We start from the raw sequence: 24654 nt of genomic DNA, 5'->3' as shown, positions 1-24654 counted from the left end.
GTTTTATCTTGTATGCAAAGATATGTGATTTACTAATTTCTGAATTAAAAGGTTAATTGCTATACCTCATTTCCGTTTTTTTAGGCTTCATATTTTGCCCTGAAGTCTGCCATTAGCTTTTTATACGTTTCATTTTCTTTGGCTTCCTCCCATTTTTCTTTAAAAATACGTGCCGATTCTGCTTTTACCGGGTCAGGGTCTAGCGGCAACTGGTCTCGGCCGTGGGCTCCGCTCTGCCCTTTCTTATCTTCCGGCACAGGTCCCTTGTACTTCTGGCCTGTGCGGTGGTTGGCGTAGCGGCGCGATCGGGTATAGCCCATCTGCAAAAACTTGCGGGCCATATCGGCGCCCACAAAGTCGTTATGGCGGAGGTATTCCAAAAACAAGCCATAGATATGCTCCGATGATTCCTGTGCCACCTCGGGCGTTTTAAAGCGCCAATGCGGCAGTATCTCCGACTTATAGGGCTCTACCAGCAAAACACCCTGCTCTCCTTTTCCTATACGGTATAGCTCCGGAGTTTTTCTAAAGTCCGTCTTTTTGAAATCAAGTTCATAGTTAAAAGCCTTCGATTTCTCTCGCTTCATTGGTATAGTTCGTTGTCTTGAACTGGTTGTCCTGGTACATGTTCGGGTGCTGCTCCGGATAAATAATGATAAAGCTGTTGTCCTTATAATTTCGCGAAAGCACGCGTGGCACATTGTCTAGTACGCCATTGTAGGATACAGTTCCTTTTCGAGCCGAGATCACCACCACCATGTCGTCTTTGCCTATACCTGTCTGGTTGTTCGCAAACTCGGGCATGGTAGGGCGCGGCATATACGTGGCATCTATGGCTGGCTTACTGCTCGTCACGGTAGCTTTTATTTTATTATTCGTTCTTCTACCTGCCATAAAAACCACTTTTGCCCCCAGTTGTGTCGAGAGCAATCGTACGGCTCGCATCCAGCGCAAGAATCCTCTTTCAAGTTCTCCGTTGGCTGGTACGATCACTACCAGACGGTTGGTTGTATTCAGCGGCTGCATGATCTTACACACGAGTATCATTTGCTCAGTGTTTGCAAGCAGGTTATCGAGTATGGTACCAAATATCCGGTCACGTGTCGTGATCTTAGCATTCCAGCCCAGCACCACCTCCGTAATCATCAATTCTTTAATGGCTCGTAGTATCCCACTAGCCACGTTTATATCTATTTTGGATACCAATTGAACATCATGATCAGTTGCTGACGCATGTTTAATGGCTTCCTGCAGCATTTTGTTCTTCTTGTAGATCTCCTCATTTGCCTGTTCATTGTCTATTACCACGGCGAGTGGGTATATGGGCTCATGGTACTGTGGGTTTTTTAGCATGATAGCCAGATCCACCAGATTCTCGAGCGTTTTCGGATTCCCGATCGGCACCATAATTCTATCTGGCTTCTCGCTTAGGTCCGGCTGCTTTCGGCTTTCGATAATTGCCAGTATGCGTGCTGCTTTTTCTGTAATGAATGAACTGCTCAGTGAAGTGGCCAGGATTAGCACCACTGTTAGGTTAAGAGCCGTCTCCCCAATTATCTGCAACTCATATCCTACCAATATCACTGCTAGTGTAGCTGCAGCTCTTGCTGTACTGAGCCCAAACATCAGATTTCGCTGGGTGGAGGTATAGCCATAAAGCTTTTGTGTAATGTAAGCAGGCACCCATTTAGTTACCAGTGCCAGCACGATGATGACAACTGCCATGATTATGATCTCGATTCCCTCGAACAGCACCGTTACATCAACCAACATACCTACGCTTATGAGGAAGAATGGAACGAAGATGTTGTTGCCTACAAACTCCAGCCTGTTCATCAAAGCTGATGTATGGGGTATGAGTTGGTTAAGCGCCAATCCTGCCAGGAAGGCCCCTAATATTGCTTCCACTCCTGCCAGTTCAGCCAGAAATGCTGCTGCAAACACCAGTGTCAGCACAAAAATGAACTGTGCGCCTTTCTCACTTTCTATTTGCTTAAAAAACCATTTGGCTATGATTGGAAACACAAATACCACAATCGCTACAAACACGGAAAGCGATACCATCAGCTTTATCCAGTATCCTACTCCAATGTTGCCTTGTGCGACCCCTGCTACTACTGCCAGTACCAAAAGTACAGCTGTATCTGTAATGATTGTTCCTCCTATGGTTACTGTTACCGCTTCATTTTTGGTTAGCCCGAGTTTACTTACAATAGGATAAGCCAGCAAAGTGTGGGAGGCAAACATACACGACAGTAGTACTGCTGAATTTATCTCGTATTCATATCCATAGAAGAAAAGTATAGTACCTGATATTATAGGTATAAAGAATGTAAGCGCGCCATATACAATGCTTCTTACTTTAGTCTTCTTGAACCCTATCATATCCATTTCCAACCCTGCCAGAAACATGATATAAAGTATTCCTACTGTTCCGAAAAGGATCATGCTGGCGTCGCGCTGCAGCAGGTTGAACCCGTTTGGACCCACAATTACACCGGCCAATATAAGTCCGACTATGCCCGGAATTTTCAGTTTGTTTAATATGATGGGAGCAATCAGGATAATCAGCAGCACCAGCGTGAAAATCAGCACTGGGTCTTCAAAGGGTGGTACTAGTTTTAATAGTAATCTCATAGTTTTGTGTTAGCGTTCTCTTTTTCTCCCTATAAATATAGAGATTTTATTTTTTTGCTTTTTTGCCGCGCCTTTTCTCCCCGGGTTTTCAGCACTCTTTTTCTTTCTTTTTGAGCTGATTTATCCAGCTTTCCACATTATCCCTGACCTTATTAATTTTAATTAGATAAATCTTTAAATAAATCTTTTTTCATTATTAAGGCTGTTCATAAGTTTATAACTGTGGAACATCCGGACTTGTCCTCATTTTCATTTTATATACCTGCTCTGTGCACCTAACTTCCCACACTTTATTTTTTGGTTAGTTTTTATCTTCCAATCACTTAACTCGGTTTTCCACTTTTGCCCATTTTGTGTGCATTTCTTTTTTCACACTCCGGTGCTACCGTGGAAAAGCCATTTTACGGCATCTCTTTGTCAACCGCTTTCCACTTTTTAGGTGTTCCACACCCCTTTTGCTAAACCTGTGGAACAGTGGTGTATTGAGTTATCAGATTTGCTCCACATTTGTCCACACTTTTGCCCACGTATTTTGTGGATTTCTAAACATGTTTTCTAATTTCAGAAAAGAGCCTCTTTTCTATAGCGCCAGCATTCGGTTTTAGCTCTTACGGGAGCATGTTGATTTTATTTGCGCGGTATGTTCAGTTTATTCTAATCGCTTGTTCCACGCCTTGCTGCTAAAGCTATTAGTGACTTTTTACATACAGCTAATTAACGGTTAGGTTTACTGGCTGCACTCATCTATACCTGCACTGCTAGTTCTTTTGAAATGATTTTTTTGAATGTGCTGAATTGATCAAGTTGTATTCTTTCGGTGGGATTGTGAAGCAGGTTTAGGATCTGCATCTTTGATTGTATACTTGATTCTTTTAAATCCAGGGATTATTGGCTTAACTGTTGTTCTTTCGATGAGGAGTAAGTATTGTGAGATGGTTGTCAGATATGAACTCGACCTGTGCGTGATCATTTTAGGCAGGGCTTGCTTCCTCGATCTTTTGCATGACCCTTAGGTTCTTTATACCTGGGGGATTTTTTGGGTTATTCCAGTGCTGCTATACCTTGGCAGCACCTATTAATTCTAGCCGTATTAAGAACTTATTATTCTCTCTCTACCCATTTAGTTAATCGAGGTGCTGTTACCGTCAGAGTTTTATGTTTCTATTCAAAAGCATTTTCTGCCTTTCATTGAGGCATACAGCCTTATACCCTAATGTTGATATTCTTTAGTTTTATATGCTCTAAAGTATCTGTAGCGCTTTCATGTAGAATTTATCCACTGCACTTTTATGTGCTATGACTTATCTGGGCATAAAAAAGGAAGCTTAATCAGCAGGAGTGGTCGGAAGAAATTCCGACCACTTTTTTATGTTTTGAAGAGTTTGTCCAGGTCCCCCCGCACGCTGCCACGATGATGGCTATGGCCAGGTTTCTGACTTCCATGGCAAACCGGCGTTTGGCTGTTTTATAGCCGATGGCGTTGGCGTGTTTGTAGATAAGCAGCAGCATGGCCACAATCAGGGTCATGTAAAGCATCACCTGGATGCCGTTCTGGTTGAGCGAAACTAAATGGCTCAGGTGCAGCTCCTGCTTGAGGAAGCGAAAGAAGACTTCCATGTCCCACCTTTGCCGGTAAGCCCTGGCTACCTCTTCTGCGGACAGCTGCAGGGCATTGGTCAGCAGCCAGTAGCGCTGCCCCGGGTCTTGCTTGCTTTCCACGATGAGCAGGCGCAAATCCTGCTCCAGCAGGCTTTCCCGGTAGTGGACATTGCCTTTCTTGTTTTGGATGCGCTCCCCGCACTAAAGCCTGACCAGCTCATCGCTCAGCAGCACTCCTTCTCCCAGATCTGTCTGCTGGTCTTCCCCAAGCAGGTTGGACCTGAGCTCATACTTGCGCTTTTCCTTCAGCCGGCAGACAAAGGGCACCTGCTGCGCGGCAAAGGCCTCCAGGCTTTTGCCCGATTGCAGGCCCCGGTCCAGCACATACAGGTTCTGACCAGCACATACAGGTTCTGATGGCCCGCCTCCTGCCGGACATGCTGCCAGACCAGGTGGGGCAGGGCGACCGCTTCACTGTTATAGCTACGCCCGCTGAAAGCCTGGGCGCTGCAGGGCAGCACCCTATCGAAGGCCATGGTGTATTTGACTGCCTTCTTGCCGCTTGTATGCCCGATGCTGCTTTGCAGCTTGCCGGCTGTATCACTGACCAGGGTGCTGTCGACCCGGATCAACAGGTGCTTTTGCCGCTCACGCGCTGAATACAGGCGGGCATACTGCTCATAGATGCATTCATAGATCTGGCTGAAGTAGTGGGCATCTATTTGAGATAGACGCTCTGATATAGAGCTCCGTCGGACGCTTTCCCCAGCCTCCAGGTGAAAGAGCTGCTTGAAGAGCGGGTCGTTGAAGGTGTCTTCCAGGCTCCGCTGACTGAGCCGCTCGTTTTCCAGCATCCCATAGAGCAGCAGGTAGAACATCTTGCGCCCATGGAGTACCTTGGCATAGCGGTCTACCCGGTTTTGAAGAGCGAGTTGCTCCAGGTATTGCTCGGGGATAAGGGCCAGCAACTGGCTCACACTCATCCGGTGGTCTTTGAATAGGCGCATCATCTTGATCAGTTAGCCTATAAAGACAACAAAAAAAAGAAGCAGAGAGGTCAAGGAAGTGAAAAAATAGCCCCGAAACAAAAAATGGCCGGAAGATTTTATCTTCCGACCACTCCTGCTTAATCAGCTTCCTTTTTTCTTTTAAAATGCGATGTTCTCTTCCATATCCCAGTTCGCCCGGATTTCTAATGGTTTGTCATGAAGGTATACCTGTTCCGGTTCTTTGATCAGCTCCGGATCTCCTCCATCCCATTTGCCATTGTTATTGGCATCCAGAATTACCCGGATAAAATAGGTGCCTGGCTCTATGTTCTTAAAATTAAATGTTTTGGTATTACGTACCTGGTTCCTGACTTTGTATTGACTGTCCACTAACTGAACAATGTAATTGGTTTGCTCTGTTTTTACAGCCCCTCTTAAACTCCCGGCTCCGCGTGCTTCTGCTATTGTTATCTGCATGGCCGGTTTACTAAACTGTTCTCCCTGTACCGGCACAATACCGGCGCTGTCTAATAGAATAGCAGCCTCCCGGTTAGAGTTGGTCCAGCGCGGCATTGTGAAACTTATTTCTGTGGCTGAGCGATCTAGTTTCACTTGATCCGGATATGTCAGCCTGGCTACTTCTACACTGTCAGCCAGCAAACGAATTGGTTCTTTTGTCTGAATTCTGACCGGTGTCTCCAATTCAATTGTTACCTCCTGTCCTTCACTTATCGTGCTGTTGCTGCCATTTCCATTTGTTTTTATTCTAGCTCCGATTACACGTTGTGCTCTCTTTCCTTCAAATGCAATCTGTACCGTATCTACCGTGCGGTTTGCTGCCGAGTCAAGCGCAGTTAATACAGCTCTTCCACCGGTGAAACGATTGTCTCCAAACAAATCCACGATCTTTCCATCCGGCGATATTTTATGGATCAAGCTATCTTTGGGTGAGTCAACTGGTGTGGCAGTGAAGCTTTCTATACCCTCATTATAGTTCGCTACAAAGCGGTCATTATACCTTTCACGGCGCTGCAGGATCGGGCGTTTTGTATCTATTCGTACGGTCTGCAAAATTATTTCCTGTTCTTCACTAGTTATGCGTATCGGTTCTGCTCTATAGGCTATCCACTCCTCCTCGTTATCATATAGCGAGTTATTGTTCTTATCTGTCAGCGCATAAATTCTGTATTCGCCATCCTTTATGTTTTCAAACACAAACTCTCCGCTTGCATTGGCCTGTGTCTGGTAGTATGGTCTGCTTTTACGGATGCTCAGTGTATCGTTAGTCGGGTATAAAGCTACCACGGCTTCCTTTTCGGGTTGCTGTGTCAGTAGCCTGACCACCTGCCCGCTTACTCTACTTGAGTCGATAAATGTACCCGTACTAAATGTTAACACCAGTCCTTCCGCTATGTTCTTTTCCGTGATATCCTGTATACCTTTTCTGAAGTTCAAGGTATAGGTCGTATTTTCCTCTAAGGGCTTTTCAAAAACCAGTTCTAACCTGGTCTTGCTCGCTCTTATCTGGTACTTGTTATCGGTGAAAGGTGTGATCAGTAATTCCTTCTGTAAGTTGTTTGGCTGCACCTCTTCATTAAAATCCAGAGTGATCGTGCTGGTGCTGACCTGTAGTTCCTGCGGCTTGGGATTACTGTCGATTAGTTCAGGTGCATCCTCATCTTTTGGTCCCCCCTCCGGGTTGTTTATGCTTGCGCAGGATGTGAATACGACTAGGGAGGCGGCGAGAAAAATACTGTTGATAATTTTCATCTACTGTTCGTTTAAATGAAAAACAGGCAAACTTTCGCTTGCCTTGTTCTTATTTATTAACACTCATTCAGGGTGCTTATTTTCTTTTTGCTACAAAGATCAGGCTTGAATAATCATTGCCGTTTTTCTCTGCATAGCTATTTGATTTAAACCCATTCACTACACTACTGATGACCTTTGTCTTTCCCTCTTTCTGCTTCTCGCTCAGCATGCTCACATAGTAGGCATCAAATTTCATGGGAAGCACTTCTTCCAGTTTCATCTTATGTTTCTTGAGTAAGCGCTTCATGGTTGGCTGTGTGAAATGGTACAGGTGTCGCGGCACATCGTAGGCTGCCCAGTCTGCTTTGTATTGCTGCGCATCATGCGAATCAGCATTTGGTACAGCTATAATCAAAGTGCCGTCTTCCTGCAAAAGGTTGATGAGCTCTGCTAAAGTCTCGTTTAAGGCATGTATATGCTCGAGCACATGCCACATGGTAATGATGTCGAACTTTTCGCCTGAGATCTCGTCGTGTCCTTTGGCAATCAACTCTCCTGTCAGTGTCGATGCTTCCTCGCGTGCACGAGCATTTGGCTCCACCCCTCTTACGTCCCAGCCATCCTGTTTGCAGGCATTCAGAAATACACCTGTTCCGCAGCCATAGTCCAGTATAGCACCTTTAGCCGATGCATATCTGTTGATTAGCTCTACTTTTTGCTTCGTTGTAATGGAGCGGACCACATGATAGGCTCTGTTGATAATGCCTGTCTTAATGTTACTGTGCGATATGTATTCCTCAGATTCGTAATACTTATCAATACTGGCTGCGTCTGGACGCGGGTTCGTAAACTTGAATGAGCAGTTCTCGCATTCCACGATCACGAAGCTCTCTTTCGAGACCGCGTTGTCTGTTACTACCAGAAAATTTTTAAAATCCTCCTTGCCACATATCGGGCAATGCTCCAGTCTTTCGTAGCTCATTTATTTTCCAAGGTATACCATTAGTACCGATATGTCAGCCGGTGAGACGCCACTGATGCGCGATGCCTGCCCGATTGTTTCAGGCTGTATGCGCAGCAATTTCTCACGTGCTTCTGCTGACAAGGCAGGTATGTTGCGGTAGTCTATTTTTTCTTTGATATTATAGTTCTCGAGTTCGCCCATCTTGGCAGCCATGTTGTGCTCCTTTGCGATGTAGCTCTCGTATTTCACAGCAATTTCAGCCTGCTCTATACTATCAGCTTTGAATTTGCTCAGGTATTCAGCTACGACCGGCACGGCTTCAGCAATATGCTTTATCTCAATGTTTGGTCGCTTGATCAGTTGGCCAGCGCGCTGCTTCTCTACAATTGGAGCTGAGCCCATTTGCTCCAGCATGCTGTTGATATCTCCTGGCTCAATCGCCTTGTTATTCAAATAAGCAATGATATCTGCAGATTCAGTAATCTTCTTATCCACAGTTGCCAGGCGTTTTTCGTCAGCCAATCCAAGCTCATAGCCAAGCTTAGTCAGGCGAATATCAGCATTGTCTTGACGTAGCAAGATACGATGCTCTGCCCTTGATGTAAACATGCGGTAAGGCTCATCGGTACCTTTGTTCACTAGGTCATCAATTAATACACCAATGTAAGCCTCGGATCGCTTCAGTATAAACGGTGCTTTTTCGTTTATCTTGTTGTGGGCATTTATTCCTGCCATCAATCCCTGACAAGCTGCTTCCTCATACCCTGTTGTGCCATTTATCTGTCCTGCGAAGTATAGGTTCTGCACAAGTTTTGTTTCCAGTGTCAGGTTAAGCTGTGTCGGTGGAAAGAAATCATACTCGATGGCATAGCCTGGCCGGAACATCTTGGCATTCTCGAATCCCACGATCTTACGAAGCGCTTTTATCTGCACATCTTCAGGTAATGAGCTGGAGAAACCATTTACGTATACCTCTACCGTGTTCCATCCTTCCGGCTCTACAAATATCTGGTGTCGGTTACGATCGGCAAAGCGATTGATCTTGTCTTCAATAGATGGGCAGTAACGAGGCCCTAAGCCCTGGATGCGACCCTGGAACATAGGTGACTTCTCGAAGCCAGTCTTAAGTATCTCGTGTACGTCAGAATTGGTATAGGTAATAAAGCAGCTGCGTTGTTTTGCTAACGGTGTTGTTTCGGTATAAGAGAATTTTGAAGGGTTCTCGTCGCCGAACTGCTCTTCCATGCGGCTATAGTCTAGCGAGCGGCCATCAACACGCGGAGGAGTCCCGGTCTTCATACGGCCTGCTTCAAAACCTAACTGGATCAGTTGCTCCGTTATACCTTTAGCCGATTTCTCTGCAGAGCGGCCGCCACCCATTTGCTTCTCACCGATGTGGATAATACCATTCAGAAACGTGCCATTCGTTAAGATAACGGCCTTTCCTCGTATAGTTATCCCCAGGCTGGTACGGACTCCCACGGCTTTTCCATCCTCTACTTCTATACCTGTTACCATCTCCTGCCAGAAGTCTACATTCTCTGTCTGCTCCAGTGTCAGGCGCCAGGCTTCGGCAAATCGCATGCGGTCGCTCTGCGCGCGTGGGCTCCACATAGCAGGACCTTTAGACTTATTGAGCATGCGGAACTGGATCATGGTCTCATCAGTAATGATGCCGCTCATACCTCCCAGTGCATCTACTTCGCGCACAATTTGTCCTTTTGCCACGCCACCCATGGCTGGGTTGCAAGACATTTGAGCAATGGTGTTCATGTTCATGGTTGCCAACAGGACCATGGAGCCCATTTTGGCGGCAGCAGCGGCGGCTTCACAGCCTGCATGGCCCGCGCCTACAACTATGATATCGTATTCTGGAAACATGTATTCAGGATTTAGAGATGTTTCACGTGAAACATCAAAGGGAGGTTGGTAATTCCCTTGATTGCGATTAAAATTTCCGCAAAGATAAGGAAGAATCTTCGAGTTTGCGCATAGCTACTTCCTGCTCAGGGGTTTTATCCTTGAAACCTAGCAAGTGAAGAACACCATGGATGAGGACGCGGTGAAGTTCGTCTTGGAAAGAGGTACCATGCGTAGTGGCATTATCGCGCACACGGTCTATGCTTATAAAAACATCACCTTCGATAGTGCCTTCTATATCGGCATTGTCGAAGGTGATAATGTCTGTGAGGGTATCATGATCGAGATACTCTACATTGATCTGGTGCAAGTAATCATCAGAACAGAAAATGTAAGTCAGACTTACTAATTCATGCTTGTGCTGCTCTACGATGTCTGCGATCCAGACGGAAATCTGCTCTGGGTTTTCCAGCGAGAAGTCAATGTCCTCGCTGAAGAACTCAATTGGAAGATCCATTCTGTAAGGAAGTGATGTTAAATATGAGTTGTACTTTTTTACCGTTGTCCAGGAAATTAACCTCGTCACACAGGTTGCGCATCAAAAAGATACCGCGACCTCCAGGGTTCTCCAGGTTTTCAGGAGCGGTAGGATCTGGCAAAGTGTCATAATCAAAGCCAGGACCTTCGTCCTCGATTTCAAAAAGAAGCTGGTTGTTCTCTACCTGTAGTGTAAGGTATACTAGTTTTTCCTTGTCGAATTTATTGCCATGGCGGATGGCATTGTTTACAGACTCGGTAACGGCTACCATGATGTTGCCATACACGTCGTCTTCAAACTCGAATTCTTCCTTTGAATTGTCTATGAAGCTCTCTATAACCCGGATGTTCTCGATTAAGGAAGGAATCTGAATTTTAACCTGATTCATATAACTTGTTAGTGATGCTAAGGTGCGTATTAGTTACTCATATGCTGGAAATACTCGCTTACCTTTTGCTTATAGTAAGGCGTTAGAGCCGGCGGTACGGTCTGCAGTAATTCCGTTTGCTTTTCTTTTGTTCTTAAATACTTTTCAAAGGAAGGAGGAACCTTTCTGGCTAGGTCCTGAGCGCTTTTAGCCTCTCGTTTGTTGTCTAGTTCCCGCTCCTTCATAGATTTCTCTGCCTCCAGCAAACGAGTAAGTATCTCGCGCTGCCGCATGATGGTCTGCTCAGTCAAACGTTTATTAACGAGATCAGCCTCGCTTTGTTCCATCATCTTACTGATATTTCCTATCTCACCGCTGCCGCCCTTTTCACCAGGTTTTTGTCCCTGCTTCTCCATTTCCTTCAAGGCATTGCGCAAAGCCTCCTGCTCCGCAGCTAATTTAGCTAATTCTTCAGACAGTGCCTTACCCGACTTGCCACCTTTTTTCAATTCTTCGATTTTTTTGTTCAAAGCATCCTGCATTTGACCAAAATCGCCTGGCTGAGGCTTACTGCCCTTCTGTTTACTGGCCATACTACCCTGCATTTGCTGCATAGCCTGTTGCATTTGCTTCAACGCATCGTTGAGCATCAGGGCTAAATTGTTCATAGAAGTCATGGCCAATTGCTGCTGGGCAGTGGCGCGGCCAACGTTTCGGTCGCGGATCTCCTTCATGCTGTTGTCCATACTCTCGTTCATCTGCGCTACTTCGCGGGTCACAAAAGACTCAAGTTGGAACACTTTCTTGGCGAGAGCAAAAAGGCTGTCCTCGATTACTTTGGCATTATCACGGAGAGAGAGCTGCTGCTGTGACAAGGAGATGAAACGAGGATCGCTTTGGTTGACGCCCCGGAATGATTTCATGAGTCCCTCCTGGTCAAAAGAAAGCTTGATCAGGTTTTCCAGAATGTCGCGCAGGTTGTCGAGGTTCTGTTCCATGCCCTGCATACTCATACTGTTCTGCATTTGTTCCATTTGCTGCGCCATCTGCTTCATCTTCTCCCCTGCCTTCTGCTGCGACTCGCTGGCTTTTTTGTTCTGGTTCTTATCAAGCTGCTGCTGTCCCTGTTGCATGTCTTGCTCTATCTGCTGCTGTTCTTGCTGCATTTGCTGCTCGTCCATCTGATTTGGGTTCTGGAGCTTGTCGTTGAGTTCTTTCAGGTCCTTCATGTCCTGCTTCAGCTGCTCGAACTCATTCTGTATACCCTCCTGCTCCTGCTGCAGTTGTTTGTTGTCTTCCTGTTTCTGAGCAGTTTTGTCGGCCAGTTCTTCCTGCTCTTTGGCCATTTCTTCCAGCTTGTTGGTCACGTTATCGAGCTTCTGCTCAAACTGAAGCAGTTTGAATAGTTCTAATGCCCTTTCCAGTTCGCGCTCCAGGTTGCGCTCACGGTTGTCGAGTTTGCTCAGCAGCTTTTGTAGTTCGGAGTCTTTCGGACTTTGTTCCTGCAGCAGTTTTTCCAGTTCTTCATACAGCTTTTTGGTTTCCTCGTCGAGTAAGCTATCCATCAGTTTTTTCAGTTCCTGCGCCTTTTCGGCTAGTTGCTTGTCCTGTTCCGAGAGCATATTCTGCTTCTTATTGAGCTCATCGAACAACTCTTTCATGGAAGAGATGTCCTGCTCCAGTTGCTTGCGCTTCTCCGCCAGGTCTTCCAGCTGCTTTTTGTCCTGCCAGTTTAGGTCACGCTTCGTTTTTACTTTTTCTTCAGACTGGGCGAGCTCCTCCTTCAGCTTTGTGCTCTTTTCCAACGATTTGCTGAGTTGACTCTCTACCGACTGCGCATTGCTAATGAGCTCTTGTTCCATGTCACGGCGACTGGGCACCCGCAGCTCGAAAGAGCGGGTACGAGCGCTCTTCGGACCTTTCAGGCCGTCGTTGTCCCATACCTGCACAAAGTATTCCAGCTTGTCGCCGGGATTGAGCTGCAGACTGGCTGTGTTCCATTGGTGGTAATAGGTTTGGTTGAGTTGCTGTCGGTTCAGTCCTATTGTCAAGCTCTTATACCTGGCCTGAGGGTTTTTATCGTTGGTTACTTTATAGTTCAGCACTAATCGGGTCAGGCCATAGTCGTCTGAAATTTCGCCGGCAAGCACCACAAAGCGGTAAAGAGCAGAATCGTGATACTGCTCCAAAGTGATCTGCGGGTGGCGGTCAGGTATAGTGGTGATCTGGTAATTGATCTCTTCTTTGTTGCTGCTATGTGCATTTCGTAGATCAACTCCGTAGTTCTGGCTTTCGTTAAACTGCTTGCTGGCTGTGAATAAGTTTGCCTTAGATTTAGCTACAAGCGTTTCAGAGGGGTTTTGTAAATTGATTTCAACACGATCCGTTTCGGTAGCATCGAAGTTCCAGGTGATGGTACTGCCGGCAGGTATAGTGGCATTACCCGTATTTTGTATTAACTCCGGCTTCCGTTTCAGATAAACGGGATAAGCCACTTCCATGTGGAAGTTTTTCAAGTTTGGCCGGGAGAGCAGGTGCAGCTTGTAGTCGTCAGACATAAAGCCGGAGCCTTCCAGCTGAAACTCCACTGGGCGCTGCAATTGCTTAAAGGTATAGGTATAGCCATTGCCGCTCTTCTGCAGCCGCTGGCGTCTGCCGTTATAGTGAATGTATACCTCACTAGGTATAGTCTTGCCCTCCAGCTCCACTTTGAGCTCGAAGTCTTCTCCTCTGTAAGTCTGGAGCGACTCATTCTCCACCACAAATCGGAAAGGAGCCAGTGGGGTATAGTGCTTCTTATAATTGATGATGCGCTCTGTGCCCTGTACAAAAATCGTAGGGTATAGCAAAGCGATCAGGAGCATGACAACAGCTGGAAGCGCAATGTATTTGAGAAGTGGCTTGTTCTCGCGATAGGTAATAGCTTCTTCAAAAGGATAGTTGACAAGCTGGGATGAGCGTTGGGCTATACTGGCGGCAATAAGCTCATTGGTCCTGTCAAGGTCTTTTAGCTGAATGGCATTCAGTAGTTTGTCTTTTATTTCGGGATAGTGGTCCCCCACTCTGGCGGCGGCCTGCTCGTCGGAGAGTAGTTTCCGGAGGTTGGTTAAGGCTGAAAGCGGAAGAATGATCCAGCGAACGAGGGCGTAAATAGTGAGGGCGACAAATGAAAACAGCAAAAAGGCCCGCACAAACACCGGGAAATAAAAGATGTACTCCAGTAAACTGTACACGATGTATATGGACATCAGCAGGCCTATAGCAAAAATGCTCCCCCGTAACAATAAGTTGAGGTAGAACTTTTTCTTAAAGGCCTGCAGCTGGTATAACAGCTTGTCCATCGCATCGTGCTGATTCATCTGCCTGATTATTTAACCGGTACTAACCCATGCTTACAGGTAATGATTAACCTTAGAGGTATAAGTCTTTAAAATATAGAAATTTAAGAGAATCTCCTAAAGCCTTTACAATAAAACTGCCGGCACAGTCGATTTAGTATACGTGCGAAGCGTGCTACTATATAATATCCAATAAAACCGGGCAGTGATCAGAGTGTTTGGCCTCAGGCAAGATGGCTGCCCGTTGCATACGATCCTGCAAATTGCCAGTCACCATGTTGTAATCGATACGCCAGCCCAGGTTCTTGGCCCGTGCCCCTGCCCTGTAGCTCCACCAACTGTAGTTATGCGGCTCCTTGTTAAAATGGCGGAAGCTGTCCACAAAGCCACTCTCAATAAATTTGGTCATCCAGTTGCGCTCTTCAGGCAAAAAGCCGGAGCTGTTGGCGTTAGATTTCGGGTTGTGAATGTCGATTGCCTGATGACAAATATTATAGTCGCCACTAATGACTATACCTGGCAGTGTTTGTTTCAGGTCGCCAATGTAGCCATAGAAATCTTCGAGCCACTGCATCTTGAAGCCCTGACGCTCATCACCGCTGGATCCGGAAGGCATGTATACGCTCATCACTGAATAATCGTCGAAGTCTGCCCGGATCACGCGCCCCTCATTGTCGTAGCATTCCATGCCGCAACCTATCTCCACATGCTTGGGTTTCACTTTGCTGAGGATTGCCACTCCGCTATACCCTTTTTTCACAGCTGGGTGCAGGTATACGTTATAGCCCATGTCCTCAAAAATGGCCCGGTCAAATTTATCTTCGCAGGCCTTGATCTCCTGCAGGCAGAGTACATCCGGACTGGCAGCTTTCACCCAATCCTGAAATCCTTTGGAAATAGCGGCACGAATGCCGTTTACGTTATATGTAATAACCTTCATACGAACTGTTTCACTTCCATGCACAGGCAGCATGCCTACCCTTTAACTATAAGGAAAGACATGCTGCCAGCATAGATTTAATAATTGTTTTGAGATGTTAAATTTCGTCAGCTCTGTCAAAGTACTCCAGGATGTGCCATTTCAGCATTCGTTCCTGCTCTTTCAGATTGGTGAAAGGTATAGGTTTAGCAGAGCGGTAATGGGGCCAACCTTCTTCGTCGACCCGTTCTAATTCGTAGAAACCCGACAGACTGAATACCTTGCAGGTAGCAATGTGCATCAGGTCCTGTTTTTCTTCTTTAGTAAATTCCGAGATGCCTCTGCCCAATTCCTGTATACCTATCAGAAAGAGGATCGCATTCAAGTCAGGCTTTTTTCCGAAAGTCTTCATCATAGAAGCCCGCAGATTGGTCCATCTGTGCTCCAGGTTAGATGATTCGTCGGCCATATCAGTTAATTGTTAAATGGCTGAATTGTTAAATTGTTGATCTCAATAGCGTAAGGATCACAAAGAGCAGCAACAAGTGAACAGACCAGCACTTGGAAAACTTTATTTACGAAGCACTTTGCTGGGCTTTAAGTTCCTCCCAGTACTCGACTGCGCGGCGGAAGTGCGGGATCACGATGGAGCCTCCTACTAGGTTTGCTATGGAAAACACCTCAAACACCTGCTCATCCGAAACACCTTCGTCAAAGCATTTGCCCAGGTGATACTTAATGCAATCGTCGCAACGTAGCACCATGGATGCTACTAAGCCGAGCATTTCCTTGGTTTTTACATCAAGGGCACCCTCTGCGTAGGTGTTGGTGTCGAGGTTAAAAAAGCGCTTGATTACTTTGTTATCGTACGACATGATGCGTTCGTTCATGCGCGTACGGTATTCGTTGAATTCTTCTATCTGACTCATTGTTGTGTGTGCTGTGACTGTTTTATGCTTTTAAAAGTATAAGAGATAAAGTTAATCTAAATTATCAAGAATACCTTAATCACGCCAGCACCGCTATGTTACAGGATTTTCTGTCCCTGCTTTTCCCCGAAATTTGCAATGCATGCGACCAGCCACTGGCCCGGGGTGAGCGCTATATCTGCACAGAGTGCAACGTGAAACTTCCTTATACCGACCTGCATCTGCCGGGAGCTACTGAGCTGAACTACCTGCAACAGCGGTTCTGGGGGAAGGTACCAGTCAGGTTTGCGTTTTCTTATCTGCATTTCAGATCCAAAGGGCGAGTACAGCGTGTACTTCACAAACTTAAATACAAAGGAGCACAGGAACTCGGAGAACACTTGGGCAGGCGATATGGTACACTGTTGGCTGAACATGGGTATGCAGCACATTTTGATCTGGTTCTACCTGTGCCGCTTCACCGGTTGAAACTTCGGCGCCGGGGCTACAACCAGTCAGATGGTTTTGCCAAAGGTTTAGCAGAAGCCCTGCAAATAGCTTGGAGTAGCAAAGTGCTGGAGCGGGCAATTGACTCTGACACCCAGACAAAGAAAAGTCGCCTTGACCGGTAGCAAAACGTAGAGCAGGTATTTGTTTTAAAACAGGCGGATGAAGTAAGCGGCAAGCGTGTGCTTTTGGTTGATGACGTATTAACAACAGGTGCGACATTGGAAGCTTGTGCCTATGCACTGTTGCAGAGTGGCTTCAGCGAAGTAAGTGTGACTACTATTGCAGCAGCCTAGGTATAAATGCAAAAAGCCCGGGTAAACCCCGGGCCCTTTAAAATATAGTATTAACTGTTAGTTCTTATCTGTTAGATCCGGCATTGATCATCGCGCAACGGAAACCGATAGTTGCTGTAGATGAATCCTGAGCCATAAATCTTCTGGTTCCCGGAGATAGCCAGTAAGCTACGTCCTTCCATGAACCTCCTTTGAAAACGCGCACTTCGTTGCTGATCAGGGAGTGGAAGCCTTCAGCTGTGTCATAGTTTTCAGCTTCGTCCTGGTAGCCATCTCTACGGAACGGGTTCAGGTCTTCTACATCCTGGAATGAAAGCGGACGGTATACATCCTGCACCCACTCGTTTACGTTACCAGCCATGTTATACAGACCGAAATCGTTCGGCGGATAAGCGTAGATGTAATCCGTGATCATAGCACCGTCGTTGAGTGAACCAGCAATACCGGCATAGTCACCGCGGCCACGCTTGAAGTTAGCCAGGAACTGACCCATTTTCTTGCCGTGCGGGTTACGCAACTGATGACCATCCCAAGGATAAAGTCTTCTGTTGTTCTGGTTTTCGTCTTCGTTGTATTGCGTACCGATCAAAGCCTGTGCAGCATACTCCCACTCAGCCTCTGTTGGGAGACGGTAGTTCGGCAGCACATAGCCAGACTCGATGGAGAGGGCTGTTGCTTCAGTTGTTTCCTGTGTACGGTTTCTACCGAAAAGACCTCTTCTCTCGTTGCCACCACCTGCTTCTTTGGCCAGGTTTTCGTTTACCTTAGCTGTACGCCAAGTGCAATAGTCATTAGCCTGTAACCAGCTAACACCTACTACCGGGAAGAAACGGAAACCAGGGTAACGCAGGTAATACGTTACGTAAGGGTCGTTAAAAGAAAGCTGACGAGACCACACAGTTGTGTCCGGAAGAGCGGCTACGTATACCTCAGGTATAGAGTCACGCTTCAGGTAGTGCAGGTATTCCAGCCAGTGGATGTTAGCCACCTCAGTTTCGTCCATGTAAAACGAAGCTACTGTTACCGTGCGCTCAATATTGTCACGGGTCATGGCAATGTCCTCCTCCATAGAGCCCAGCGTGGTACGGCCACCTTCAATAAATACAAGACCTGGCGCTTGCGGGAAATCTTCGTAATCGTTTACCTGAAACGCAGTTTCGTCCTCGTTGTATTCTATACCCGTAGCCGAACTGAAATCGCCTGGGTCAGTGCTAGTTGGATAGCCGCCTCCTCTTCCGCATGATGCAAGGAGAGCCCCTCCTACTACAACGGCTGATACATACTTAATAAGCTTCATAGATTAGGACCTACTAATGATAAGGTTCTTTTAATGTAATTTAACGTGCAATTATAACTAAATTCAGAATGCCGGACAAACAATGTTATGGTTTATTTTGGACAATCGTCGGGGGGTGAACAAATTATTTAAGTTAAGTTGTTCAAAAACGAGCGAAATTTCATTTGCCCCTCCCGCCTGCCTGCCAAATCCCTTCACTCCCACGTCGTGGCTGAAGCCAATACGGAGCCTGCTAAGACTTACTCCTGCGATTATACCTAAGCTTTGATCCTGGTCGGCTCCTGTTACAGGAACTCCTTTATATATTACTCCTAACGCCAAAGGAGAATAGATAGTATACAAGGCGAAATCAACACGGTTAAAATTTTGCTGGTGAGTAAAATTCAGTGCCGGGCTTATGCTAAACTCCGCATTATTTCGCGTTAAACCAGTACTGAGATAAAACTTATACCCGGCGTTTGCCACGAATCGCAAAGGTAGTTGGGTGGTCTCATCAAAACCATAAGAAGGCTGATTGAGGTGCAATACGTTGAGCCCAGCCCAGAAATTGTTATTGTACAAGATGCTCCCTACGGCAAAACTAACATAACTGGTTGGGTCAAATTGATTGGCTTCAGCAGAAGTAAGGGCAGTTTGTCCGTAGTCGGAGAGTTGGTCGCCAAACACCAGGTTGTTGTAATTGACACGCAGCGAGGCAATAGTAGTTTGAAGGCCGGCTGAAAACGCCAGGTTGTCCGTAAAACGGGTATGGTAGCCATAAGCCAGGGAGGCCTGTAGTTTTTGTAATCCGCCAATACCGGCGCGGTCTTGCTGCAATACTACTCCAATTGCACTTTTGGTTTCCCCGAAACGGTAATCGGCCGAAAACTGGTTGGTGACAAAAGACCCGTTAAGCGAAGGCCACTGGTTGCGGTGCGCTACGGCTACACTCCAGTCTCGTCCGAGTCCGCTGAAGGCAGGGTTCAGGTATAGCCGGTTGGCGTACTGCTGCGTAAAATGTGCATCCTGTGCCACCGCTAAACCAGCGCTCAGCAGGTATAGAGTAAAAAGGAGACAATATTTTATTCGGGCTATGCACATACCTCCGTAAGCCCTAAAACGGTTATAGTTTTGAGCTTGTATAAATTCTGCATGGTTTTGGCTATAAAAATATCTAGTTTAGCTTTTAATAAACGCAACCACCTATATGAAAAAAGTAGTTATCGGTTTTTTTGTCTTTCTGGCAGTGCTGCTGGCCGCCGCCGCGCTGGTGCCTATGCTCTTCAAAGATAAAATTAAAGAAGCCCTGGACAAAGAGATCGCCAAGAATATCAATGCATCTGTTGTGTACGCGACAGACGACGTAAGCCTTTCGCTTTTCAGAGATTTCCCGAATATGTCGCTGGGCGTGGAGAATCTGCTTGTCGTTGGGCAGGATTCTTTTGCAACCGACACGCTGGCCAATGTGCCTTCTTTCCGGATGGGCCTTGACCTGATGAGTGTCATTACTGGCAACCGGGTTAAGATTAACAACATCAAACTCGATGACCCGACGATTCGTCTGCTCGTGCTCAAAAGCGGTAAGGCAAACTGGGACATCTTTATTACTGATACTACCACTACTGCCGAAGCCGACACAGCAGCCAGCGACTTCCGTATGGCGATCAAGCAATGGGATATCAACAACGGTACGCTTTTTTACGACGACCTGAGCATACCTTTCGGGTTGGCGGCTTACAATGTGCAGCACACCGGTAGCGGTGACTTTGAGAAAAGTGTGTTCGACATGAAATCGCAGACTACGGCCGACCGCTTTGTGATGACTTATGATGGGGTGAATTACATTGAAAACGCTTTACTGGACGCCGATGTGACCATGGCGATGGACCTCGACAAGTTCCTCTTTACCTTTAAAGATAACAACATCCGCATCAACGAACTGCCGGTGCAGTTTGCCGGTACCATTCTCATGCCGGAAGACGACATTGACCTCGACCTGACCTTTAAGGCTGCTGATACCGATTTCAGAAGTGTGCTCTCCGTGGTGCCAGGTATGTTCAAAAACGATTTCAAGGACATCAAGACTGAAGGTAACCTGAGTTTTGATGGTTATGTGAAAGGTCGCTTTAACGATACCCTGATGCCGGGCTTCGGCACGGAGCTGAAAGTATCAGAAGGTATGTTCAAGTACCCTGACCTGCCGCAGGCTGCCCGTAACATCAACGTAGACATGCGCATCGACAATCCGGATGGCGACATGGAAAACACGGTGGTAGATGTGCGCAAGTTCCACATGGATATGGGCAAAAACCCAATTGATGCCCGCGTGCTTGTGAAAGGTATAGAAGTGATGCAGGTAGACGGTAACGTGAGAGCCAGTATCGACCTAGATGAAGTAACCAAAGTGTTTCCCGTGGAAGGGATGACGCTGCGTGGTCTCCTGAGAGTAGACGCCGACGCAAAAGGCACCTACAGCGAAAAGAGCATGCCGGTAATAGACGCCGACATGCGCCTGACCAATGGCTACGTGAAGTCAGCTGACTTCCCCGCTCCCATCCAAAATCTGAACGCCTTGGTGAACATTCTCAACAAAACAGGCAACACCGACGACACCCGCATCAATGTAGAGCGCTTTAACATGACCTTGGACGGAGAGCCGCTGGAAGGTCGTATGCTGGTGCAAGGTATAGCGAGTCCTGCATTCGATGGGCAGATTAAAGGTATACTCGACCTGGAAAAGCTCACTAAAATTTTCCCGCAGGAAGGTATGACCGTAACCGGCCGCATTAACGCCAACGTGGCAGCTAAAGGCAAGATGTCGGATATAGAAGCAGAGAAGTATAGCAACGTGACGGCCAACGGTACCATGGGTATCAAAAACCTGAATTTTGTGAGCACCGACCTGCCGCAAGGTATAAAGATCAGCAGTGCCGATGCTGTATTCAACAACGAGCGCATCCAACTCAATAATATGAATGGCTTCCTGGGCCAAAGCGACTTTAGGGCCAACGGTTCGGTGTCGAACTACATAGGCTATGCCATGGCCGAGAACCAGTCGCTGCGCGGTAACTTTAACCTGAGCTCCAACACCTTTAATGTGAACGAGTGGATGGTGGACGAAAACACCGGACAGACAACAGATGCCAAAACGGAAGCCGAGGGTGTGGTGGAAGTTCCGGAAAATCTGGACATCACGCTGAACGTGGATGCCAAGCAGGTGCTTTACGATAACCTGAAGCTCAACAATGTGGGTGGCCGTGTACTTGTGAAGGACAAAGTGGCTCGACTGGAGTCTGTGAAATTTAACACGCTGGGTGGTGCCTTCGTGGCCAGCGGTAGCTACAATACCCAAAGCCTGAAACAGCCGCTCTTTGATATGAAGCTGGATGTGCAGAACCTGAGCTTTAAAGAAGCCTTCAACGCCTTTAATACTATCAAAGCGGTTGCTCCTATCGCTGGTTTGCTTGATGGCACGTTCTCTACCAAATTCAACTTTGCCGGAGAGATTGGCCAGGATATGACACCGATTTTCAGCACACTGGACGGCTCAGGTATAATTGATGTGGTGAAAGCCGCCGTGCGCGATGTAAAGATTGTGGACCAGATCAGCAGGCTGACTCATTTTGAAGAACTTCAGAACTTTGTGATCCAGAACAAGCGTATCGATGCCCAGATCATAGACGGCAGCCTGGTGATACGCCCGTTTGACCTGAAAATAGGCGATATGGAAATGACCGTAGGCGGCTCTAACAACGTGAATGGCAACATTGACTATGTTACTGCGCTCAATGTGCCAGCCGGCAAGATAGGACGTGAGCTGAATACCCGATTGGGCAGCCTGATTGGCAACGAGGCCCTGAAAACGTCGGACCGCATTACCCTTAACCTGAATATTGGCGGTACACTGTCTGATCCGCGCGTAGCGCTGGCTGGTGGTAGTGCCAAGGGACAGGTGAAAGATCTGGTGGAAAATGTGGTGAAGAGCAAAGTAGATAATGCTAAAATGCAACTGGAGCAAAAGAAGCAGCAGGTGCAGGATAGTGTGCGCAACGAACTTGATCGTCGCCGTCAGGAAGCCGAAGAGAAAGCTCGCCAAGAGTTGGAGAAAAAGCGTCAGGAGGCTGAGCAACAGATCAAAAAGAAGGCAACTGATAAGATAACGGACTTCCTGAAACCTAAGTCGAAGCCAGCTACCCCACCTGCCCAGCCTGATACTACGAAAGTGCAGGAGTAATGCTCGGGCTTCCGTAAATCTAAATAGGCCGCTTTGCATAGCTAAGCGGCCTATATTTTTTTATAGCTATATACTTTTGTGCAACTTTATCTCGTTCAATCGTATAATGGTTGCTATTTAGCACCGAAATGGTTTAAACTTAATCCAATTTCTATGAGAACTAAATTCCTGATTCCTTTTCTGATGAGTGGCCTTGTCTGGTTCAGCTCATGCGACAGCGAATCCGACGGCAGTGGTACTGCTCGTATGGAAGTGCGTATGACAGACGCGCCAGGCGACTATGAGGAGGTGAACGTGGACATCCGCTCTGTACAGATCCACAAAGAGGATACCGACAGCGAAAGCGGCTGGCAAACGCTTGACGAGATCAACCCAGGTATATACAACCTGCTTGACTTTGCCAATGGGCGCGATACGCTGCTTGCTTCTGCCAACTTGCCTGCAGGTACAATTTCCCAGATCAGGTTGGTGCTTGGAGAGAACAACTCACTTAAGCTTAAGAATGGTGAGGGGAAGAGCCTGAAAACTCCAAGTGGACAAACTTCGGGCGTAAAGTTGCAGCTGAACGCCGACCTGCGCGAAGATGTGACCTATGTGGTGTTGCTGGACTTTGATGCAGCCAAGTCGGTTGTAGCCAGAGGCAATGGACAGTATAACCTGAAGCCAGTGGTTCGCACCATTACCCAGGCAATAGCGGGTGGTATAAAAGGCAGCGTAACGCCAGCTGAGGCTAAGCCGGGTATTTATGTGATTTCTGCTGAAAATGATACAATAGGAGGGTTTGCCAATGATAACGGCGACTTCCTGATCAAAGGTGTGAAAGCTGGTACGTACTCGGTGAAGTTCTATACCGCAGGTGCTGCAAACGACACGACTCTGACAAACATCAGCGTATCACAGGATCAAATTAAAGACCTGGGTACGGTTAATTTGCCAACAAAATAAGTTTTTGAGACAAGCTATACCTGGCTTGTCTCATCTCTGAAGCCAACAAAAAGGGAGCTCTTCATTGTGAAGAGCTTCCTTTTCATTTAAAGTCTTATTTTCTTTTGTTTAAAAGCCTTTGTCAACCAATTAGTATACCTGTCCCATCAGCTCACGCACATACGTCACGTAGTCGGTGTTGGGTGGGTTGTGGCCGCACTTGCGCAGGTCAGTGGCTACCTGGGCGCGGTGGTAAGTGGCATGGTTAAAGGCGTGAGTCAGGATGTCGAGTACGCGCGTGCTATACTTGTGGCCCTGGCTGTTGGTGTAATCGATCAGGCGATTAAATTCGTCCTCATCGGAATTAGAAACCAGTTCGGCTATTTTGTATGAGGCGTACTGGTGCAGCTTGTGCAGTTCCTCGAGCGTGTGCTCCTGCCATACCTTCACGGGACTTTCGGTGCCGGTGATGCGGGCGATCCAGATGGCTTGCGCATTAAGGGCGTGGCTGAACAAGCGCCCCGAATTAGCTGGCAGCTCGGGCAGCGAGTCGAATACGTGTAGCATTGTCTGGTTGGCCCAGATGTTATATTCCGAAAGGTTTTTTAATACGTCGTTTCCAGTCATCTTTAATCTATTCTCTTTTATCTTCCCAAATTAAGGTCTCGTCTGTCCTTGCGTCCAAAAAATCCGTGCAGCGACCGTCGCCCTGGCCTGTTATACCGCCTTCGGGCTCGCACAGCAGGTTGCCGTCTGTGTCGTATACCTTAGAGGGGATATCGCAGCAACGGCTTGTCAGATAGTAAACTTCCTGCCCCTTATAGGTATAGCGGTATACCTTGGCTGGCGGATTGGCAACGTCTTCCTGCTCCAACTCCCGGATAAGTTCACTTAACCAGCCAGTCGGTCCAGCTTTTTCCTGTTCTACTTTGGTGGTAGCAGGACTGTCTGCTGTCTGGCAACCAACAGAAGCGATCATCAGCAAGCATACAGGCGCCCACGCAGGTAGTTTTGGTGCAGTCATAGCGGTTCGTTTTTCAGCCGAGGCGCAAAGGTAGGACATTTATGGCTAAACACCGATTCTAGCACGGCATTATACCTGTACCTGCCTTCTGCGGCAATTACAATTCAGTGTTTACGTACTCGACCCAATAAGGTATGAAGATGAACAAGCCGACAGCTACGGCAGTAATAGCAGCCATTAGCACGGCACCGGCAGCCAGGTCTTTTGTTTTGCCTGCCAGGATGTTATGCTCCGGCGACACCAGGTCAGTAAGCGTTTCGATGGAGGTGTTGAAGACTTCGGCCACCCACACCATACCGATGCAAAGAATAAGCAGGCACCACTCTACCCGGGTAACTTCAAAGCGATAGGCCATAACCAGTACAACCAGGCTGGCCAGCACGTGCAGGTGCATGTTGGGCTCGGAGCGGAATACGGCTGCCAGGCCATTGAAAGCAAACCGGAAACTATTAAAGCGGGTTCTGATAAAGGAGGGGCGGCTCATGATAGCATATATCAGGGTGAGAATATTCAGCTTTTGCT

Annotated in this window: 21 protein-coding genes and 1 pseudogene; 4 read left to right on the top strand and 18 right to left on the bottom strand. The window is 47.2% G+C overall.

Going from position 1 to position 24654, the window contains the following annotated elements; all coding sequences use genetic code 11:
- Window positions 1-80: 80 nt before the first annotated feature.
- The 13 genes from K3G39_RS10650 to K3G39_RS10595 all read right to left on the bottom strand — a co-directional run bounded on the left by K3G39_RS10650 (window position 81) and on the right by K3G39_RS10595 (window position 15892).
- Window positions 81-587 (bottom strand): DUF4385 domain-containing protein, encoded by a 507-nt coding sequence (locus tag K3G39_RS10650; protein WP_220626155.1) that lies wholly within the window; start codon window positions 585-587, stop codon window positions 81-83.
- Window positions 559-2637 (bottom strand): cation:proton antiporter, encoded by a 2079-nt coding sequence (locus K3G39_RS10645; protein WP_220626154.1) that lies wholly within the window; start codon window positions 2635-2637, stop codon window positions 559-561. Before K3G39_RS10645 ends, K3G39_RS10650 begins: the two co-directional genes overlap by 29 nt.
- Before the next feature lie 1329 nt (window positions 2638-3966).
- Complete coding sequence (locus tag K3G39_RS20855) at window positions 3967-4371, bottom strand: transposase (protein WP_255594239.1); 405 nt, start codon at window positions 4369-4371, stop codon at window positions 3967-3969.
- 170 nt (window positions 4372-4541) lie between these two features.
- Window positions 4542-5246, bottom strand: coding sequence for a hypothetical protein (locus K3G39_RS20850; protein WP_255594238.1), 705 nt, complete (start codon window positions 5244-5246; stop codon window positions 4542-4544).
- Window positions 5247-5384: 138 nt separating this feature from the next.
- Window positions 5385-6995, bottom strand: coding sequence for an Ig-like domain-containing protein (locus tag K3G39_RS10635; protein ID WP_220626153.1), 1611 nt, complete (start codon window positions 6993-6995; stop codon window positions 5385-5387).
- Window positions 6996-7071: 76 nt separating this feature from the next.
- Window positions 7072-7959 (bottom strand): bifunctional 2-polyprenyl-6-hydroxyphenol methylase/3-demethylubiquinol 3-O-methyltransferase UbiG, encoded by an 888-nt coding sequence (locus K3G39_RS10630; RefSeq protein WP_220626152.1) that lies wholly within the window; start codon window positions 7957-7959, stop codon window positions 7072-7074.
- Window positions 7960-9822: a tRNA uridine-5-carboxymethylaminomethyl(34) synthesis enzyme MnmG gene (gene mnmG, locus K3G39_RS10625; protein ID WP_220626151.1), complete on the bottom strand. Its 1863-nt coding sequence runs from the start codon at window positions 9820-9822 to the stop codon at window positions 7960-7962.
- 67 nt (window positions 9823-9889) lie between these two features.
- Window positions 9890-10318, bottom strand: coding sequence for an rRNA maturation RNase YbeY (ybeY, locus tag K3G39_RS10620; protein WP_220626150.1), 429 nt, complete (start codon window positions 10316-10318; stop codon window positions 9890-9892).
- Complete coding sequence (locus K3G39_RS10615; RefSeq protein ID WP_101444487.1) at window positions 10302-10727, bottom strand: ATP-binding protein; 426 nt, start codon at window positions 10725-10727, stop codon at window positions 10302-10304. Before K3G39_RS10615 ends, ybeY begins: the two co-directional genes overlap by 17 nt.
- Window positions 10728-10756: 29 nt before the next feature.
- Window positions 10757-14065, bottom strand: a complete 3309-nt coding sequence (locus tag K3G39_RS10610) for a DUF4175 family protein (RefSeq protein ID WP_220626149.1) — start codon at window positions 14063-14065, stop codon at window positions 10757-10759.
- Between the two features lie 157 nt (window positions 14066-14222).
- Complete coding sequence (locus tag K3G39_RS10605) at window positions 14223-14984, bottom strand: exodeoxyribonuclease III (protein ID WP_220626148.1); 762 nt, start codon at window positions 14982-14984, stop codon at window positions 14223-14225.
- A 97-nt stretch (window positions 14985-15081) separates the two neighbouring features.
- The gene (locus tag K3G39_RS10600; protein WP_220626147.1) at window positions 15082-15432 is read right to left on the bottom strand and encodes a hypothetical protein; all 351 of its coding nucleotides are present in this window, start codon (window positions 15430-15432) and stop codon (window positions 15082-15084) included.
- Between the two features lie 106 nt (window positions 15433-15538).
- Window positions 15539-15892: a carboxymuconolactone decarboxylase family protein gene (locus K3G39_RS10595; RefSeq protein ID WP_220626146.1), complete on the bottom strand. Its 354-nt coding sequence runs from the start codon at window positions 15890-15892 to the stop codon at window positions 15539-15541.
- Between the two features lie 95 nt (window positions 15893-15987).
- Here K3G39_RS10595 and K3G39_RS10590 point away from each other — a divergent pair, with 95 nt between their 5' ends.
- Together K3G39_RS10590 and K3G39_RS20845 are read left to right on the top strand one after the other, a co-directional pair.
- Window positions 15988-16503 (top strand): ComF family protein, encoded by a 516-nt coding sequence (locus K3G39_RS10590; RefSeq protein ID WP_255594237.1) that lies wholly within the window; start codon window positions 15988-15990, stop codon window positions 16501-16503.
- Window positions 16504-16545: 42 nt separating this feature from the next.
- Window positions 16546-16674 (top strand): annotated as a pseudogene (locus K3G39_RS20845) (ComF family protein); the annotation flags it as partial.
- Window positions 16675-16738: 64 nt separating this feature from the next.
- On the opposite strand, the gene gldJ reads toward K3G39_RS20845, so the two are convergent.
- Window positions 16739-17971, bottom strand: a complete 1233-nt coding sequence (gldJ, locus tag K3G39_RS10585; protein ID WP_220626145.1) for a gliding motility lipoprotein GldJ — start codon at window positions 17969-17971, stop codon at window positions 16739-16741.
- 63 nt (window positions 17972-18034) lie between these two features.
- Window positions 18035-19051 (bottom strand): PorP/SprF family type IX secretion system membrane protein, encoded by a 1017-nt coding sequence (locus K3G39_RS10580; protein WP_220626144.1) that lies wholly within the window; start codon window positions 19049-19051, stop codon window positions 18035-18037.
- A gap of 106 nt (window positions 19052-19157) precedes the next feature.
- Here K3G39_RS10580 and K3G39_RS10575 point away from each other — a divergent pair, with 106 nt between their 5' ends.
- Window positions 19158-22184, top strand: coding sequence for an AsmA-like C-terminal region-containing protein (locus K3G39_RS10575; RefSeq protein ID WP_220626143.1), 3027 nt, complete (start codon window positions 19158-19160; stop codon window positions 22182-22184).
- A gap of 153 nt (window positions 22185-22337) precedes the next feature.
- Complete coding sequence (locus tag K3G39_RS10570; protein WP_220626142.1) at window positions 22338-23129, top strand: DUF4382 domain-containing protein; 792 nt, start codon at window positions 22338-22340, stop codon at window positions 23127-23129.
- Window positions 23130-23258: 129 nt separating this feature from the next.
- Here K3G39_RS10570 and K3G39_RS10565 read toward each other — a convergent pair whose 3' ends face one another.
- The 3 genes from K3G39_RS10565 to K3G39_RS10555 all read right to left on the bottom strand — a co-directional run bounded on the left by K3G39_RS10565 (window position 23259) and on the right by K3G39_RS10555 (window position 24616).
- A complete protein-coding gene (locus K3G39_RS10565; protein WP_220626141.1) occupies window positions 23259-23735 on the bottom strand; it encodes a DinB family protein in 477 nt (158 codons plus the stop codon).
- 7 nt (window positions 23736-23742) lie between these two features.
- Window positions 23743-24132 (bottom strand): hypothetical protein, encoded by a 390-nt coding sequence (locus K3G39_RS10560; RefSeq protein WP_220626140.1) that lies wholly within the window; start codon window positions 24130-24132, stop codon window positions 23743-23745.
- 97 nt (window positions 24133-24229) lie between these two features.
- On the bottom strand, window positions 24230-24616 hold the full coding sequence (locus K3G39_RS10555) for a diacylglycerol kinase family protein (protein ID WP_220626139.1): 387 nt from the start codon (window positions 24614-24616) through the stop codon (window positions 24230-24232).
- Window positions 24617-24654: the final 38 nt, after the last annotated feature.

The sequence above is a fragment of the Pontibacter sp. HSC-14F20 genome, assembly GCF_019599265.1.
GTDB lineage: Bacteria > Bacteroidota > Bacteroidia > Cytophagales > Hymenobacteraceae > Pontibacter.
This window is presented reverse-complemented; position numbering and strand designations above follow the sequence as displayed.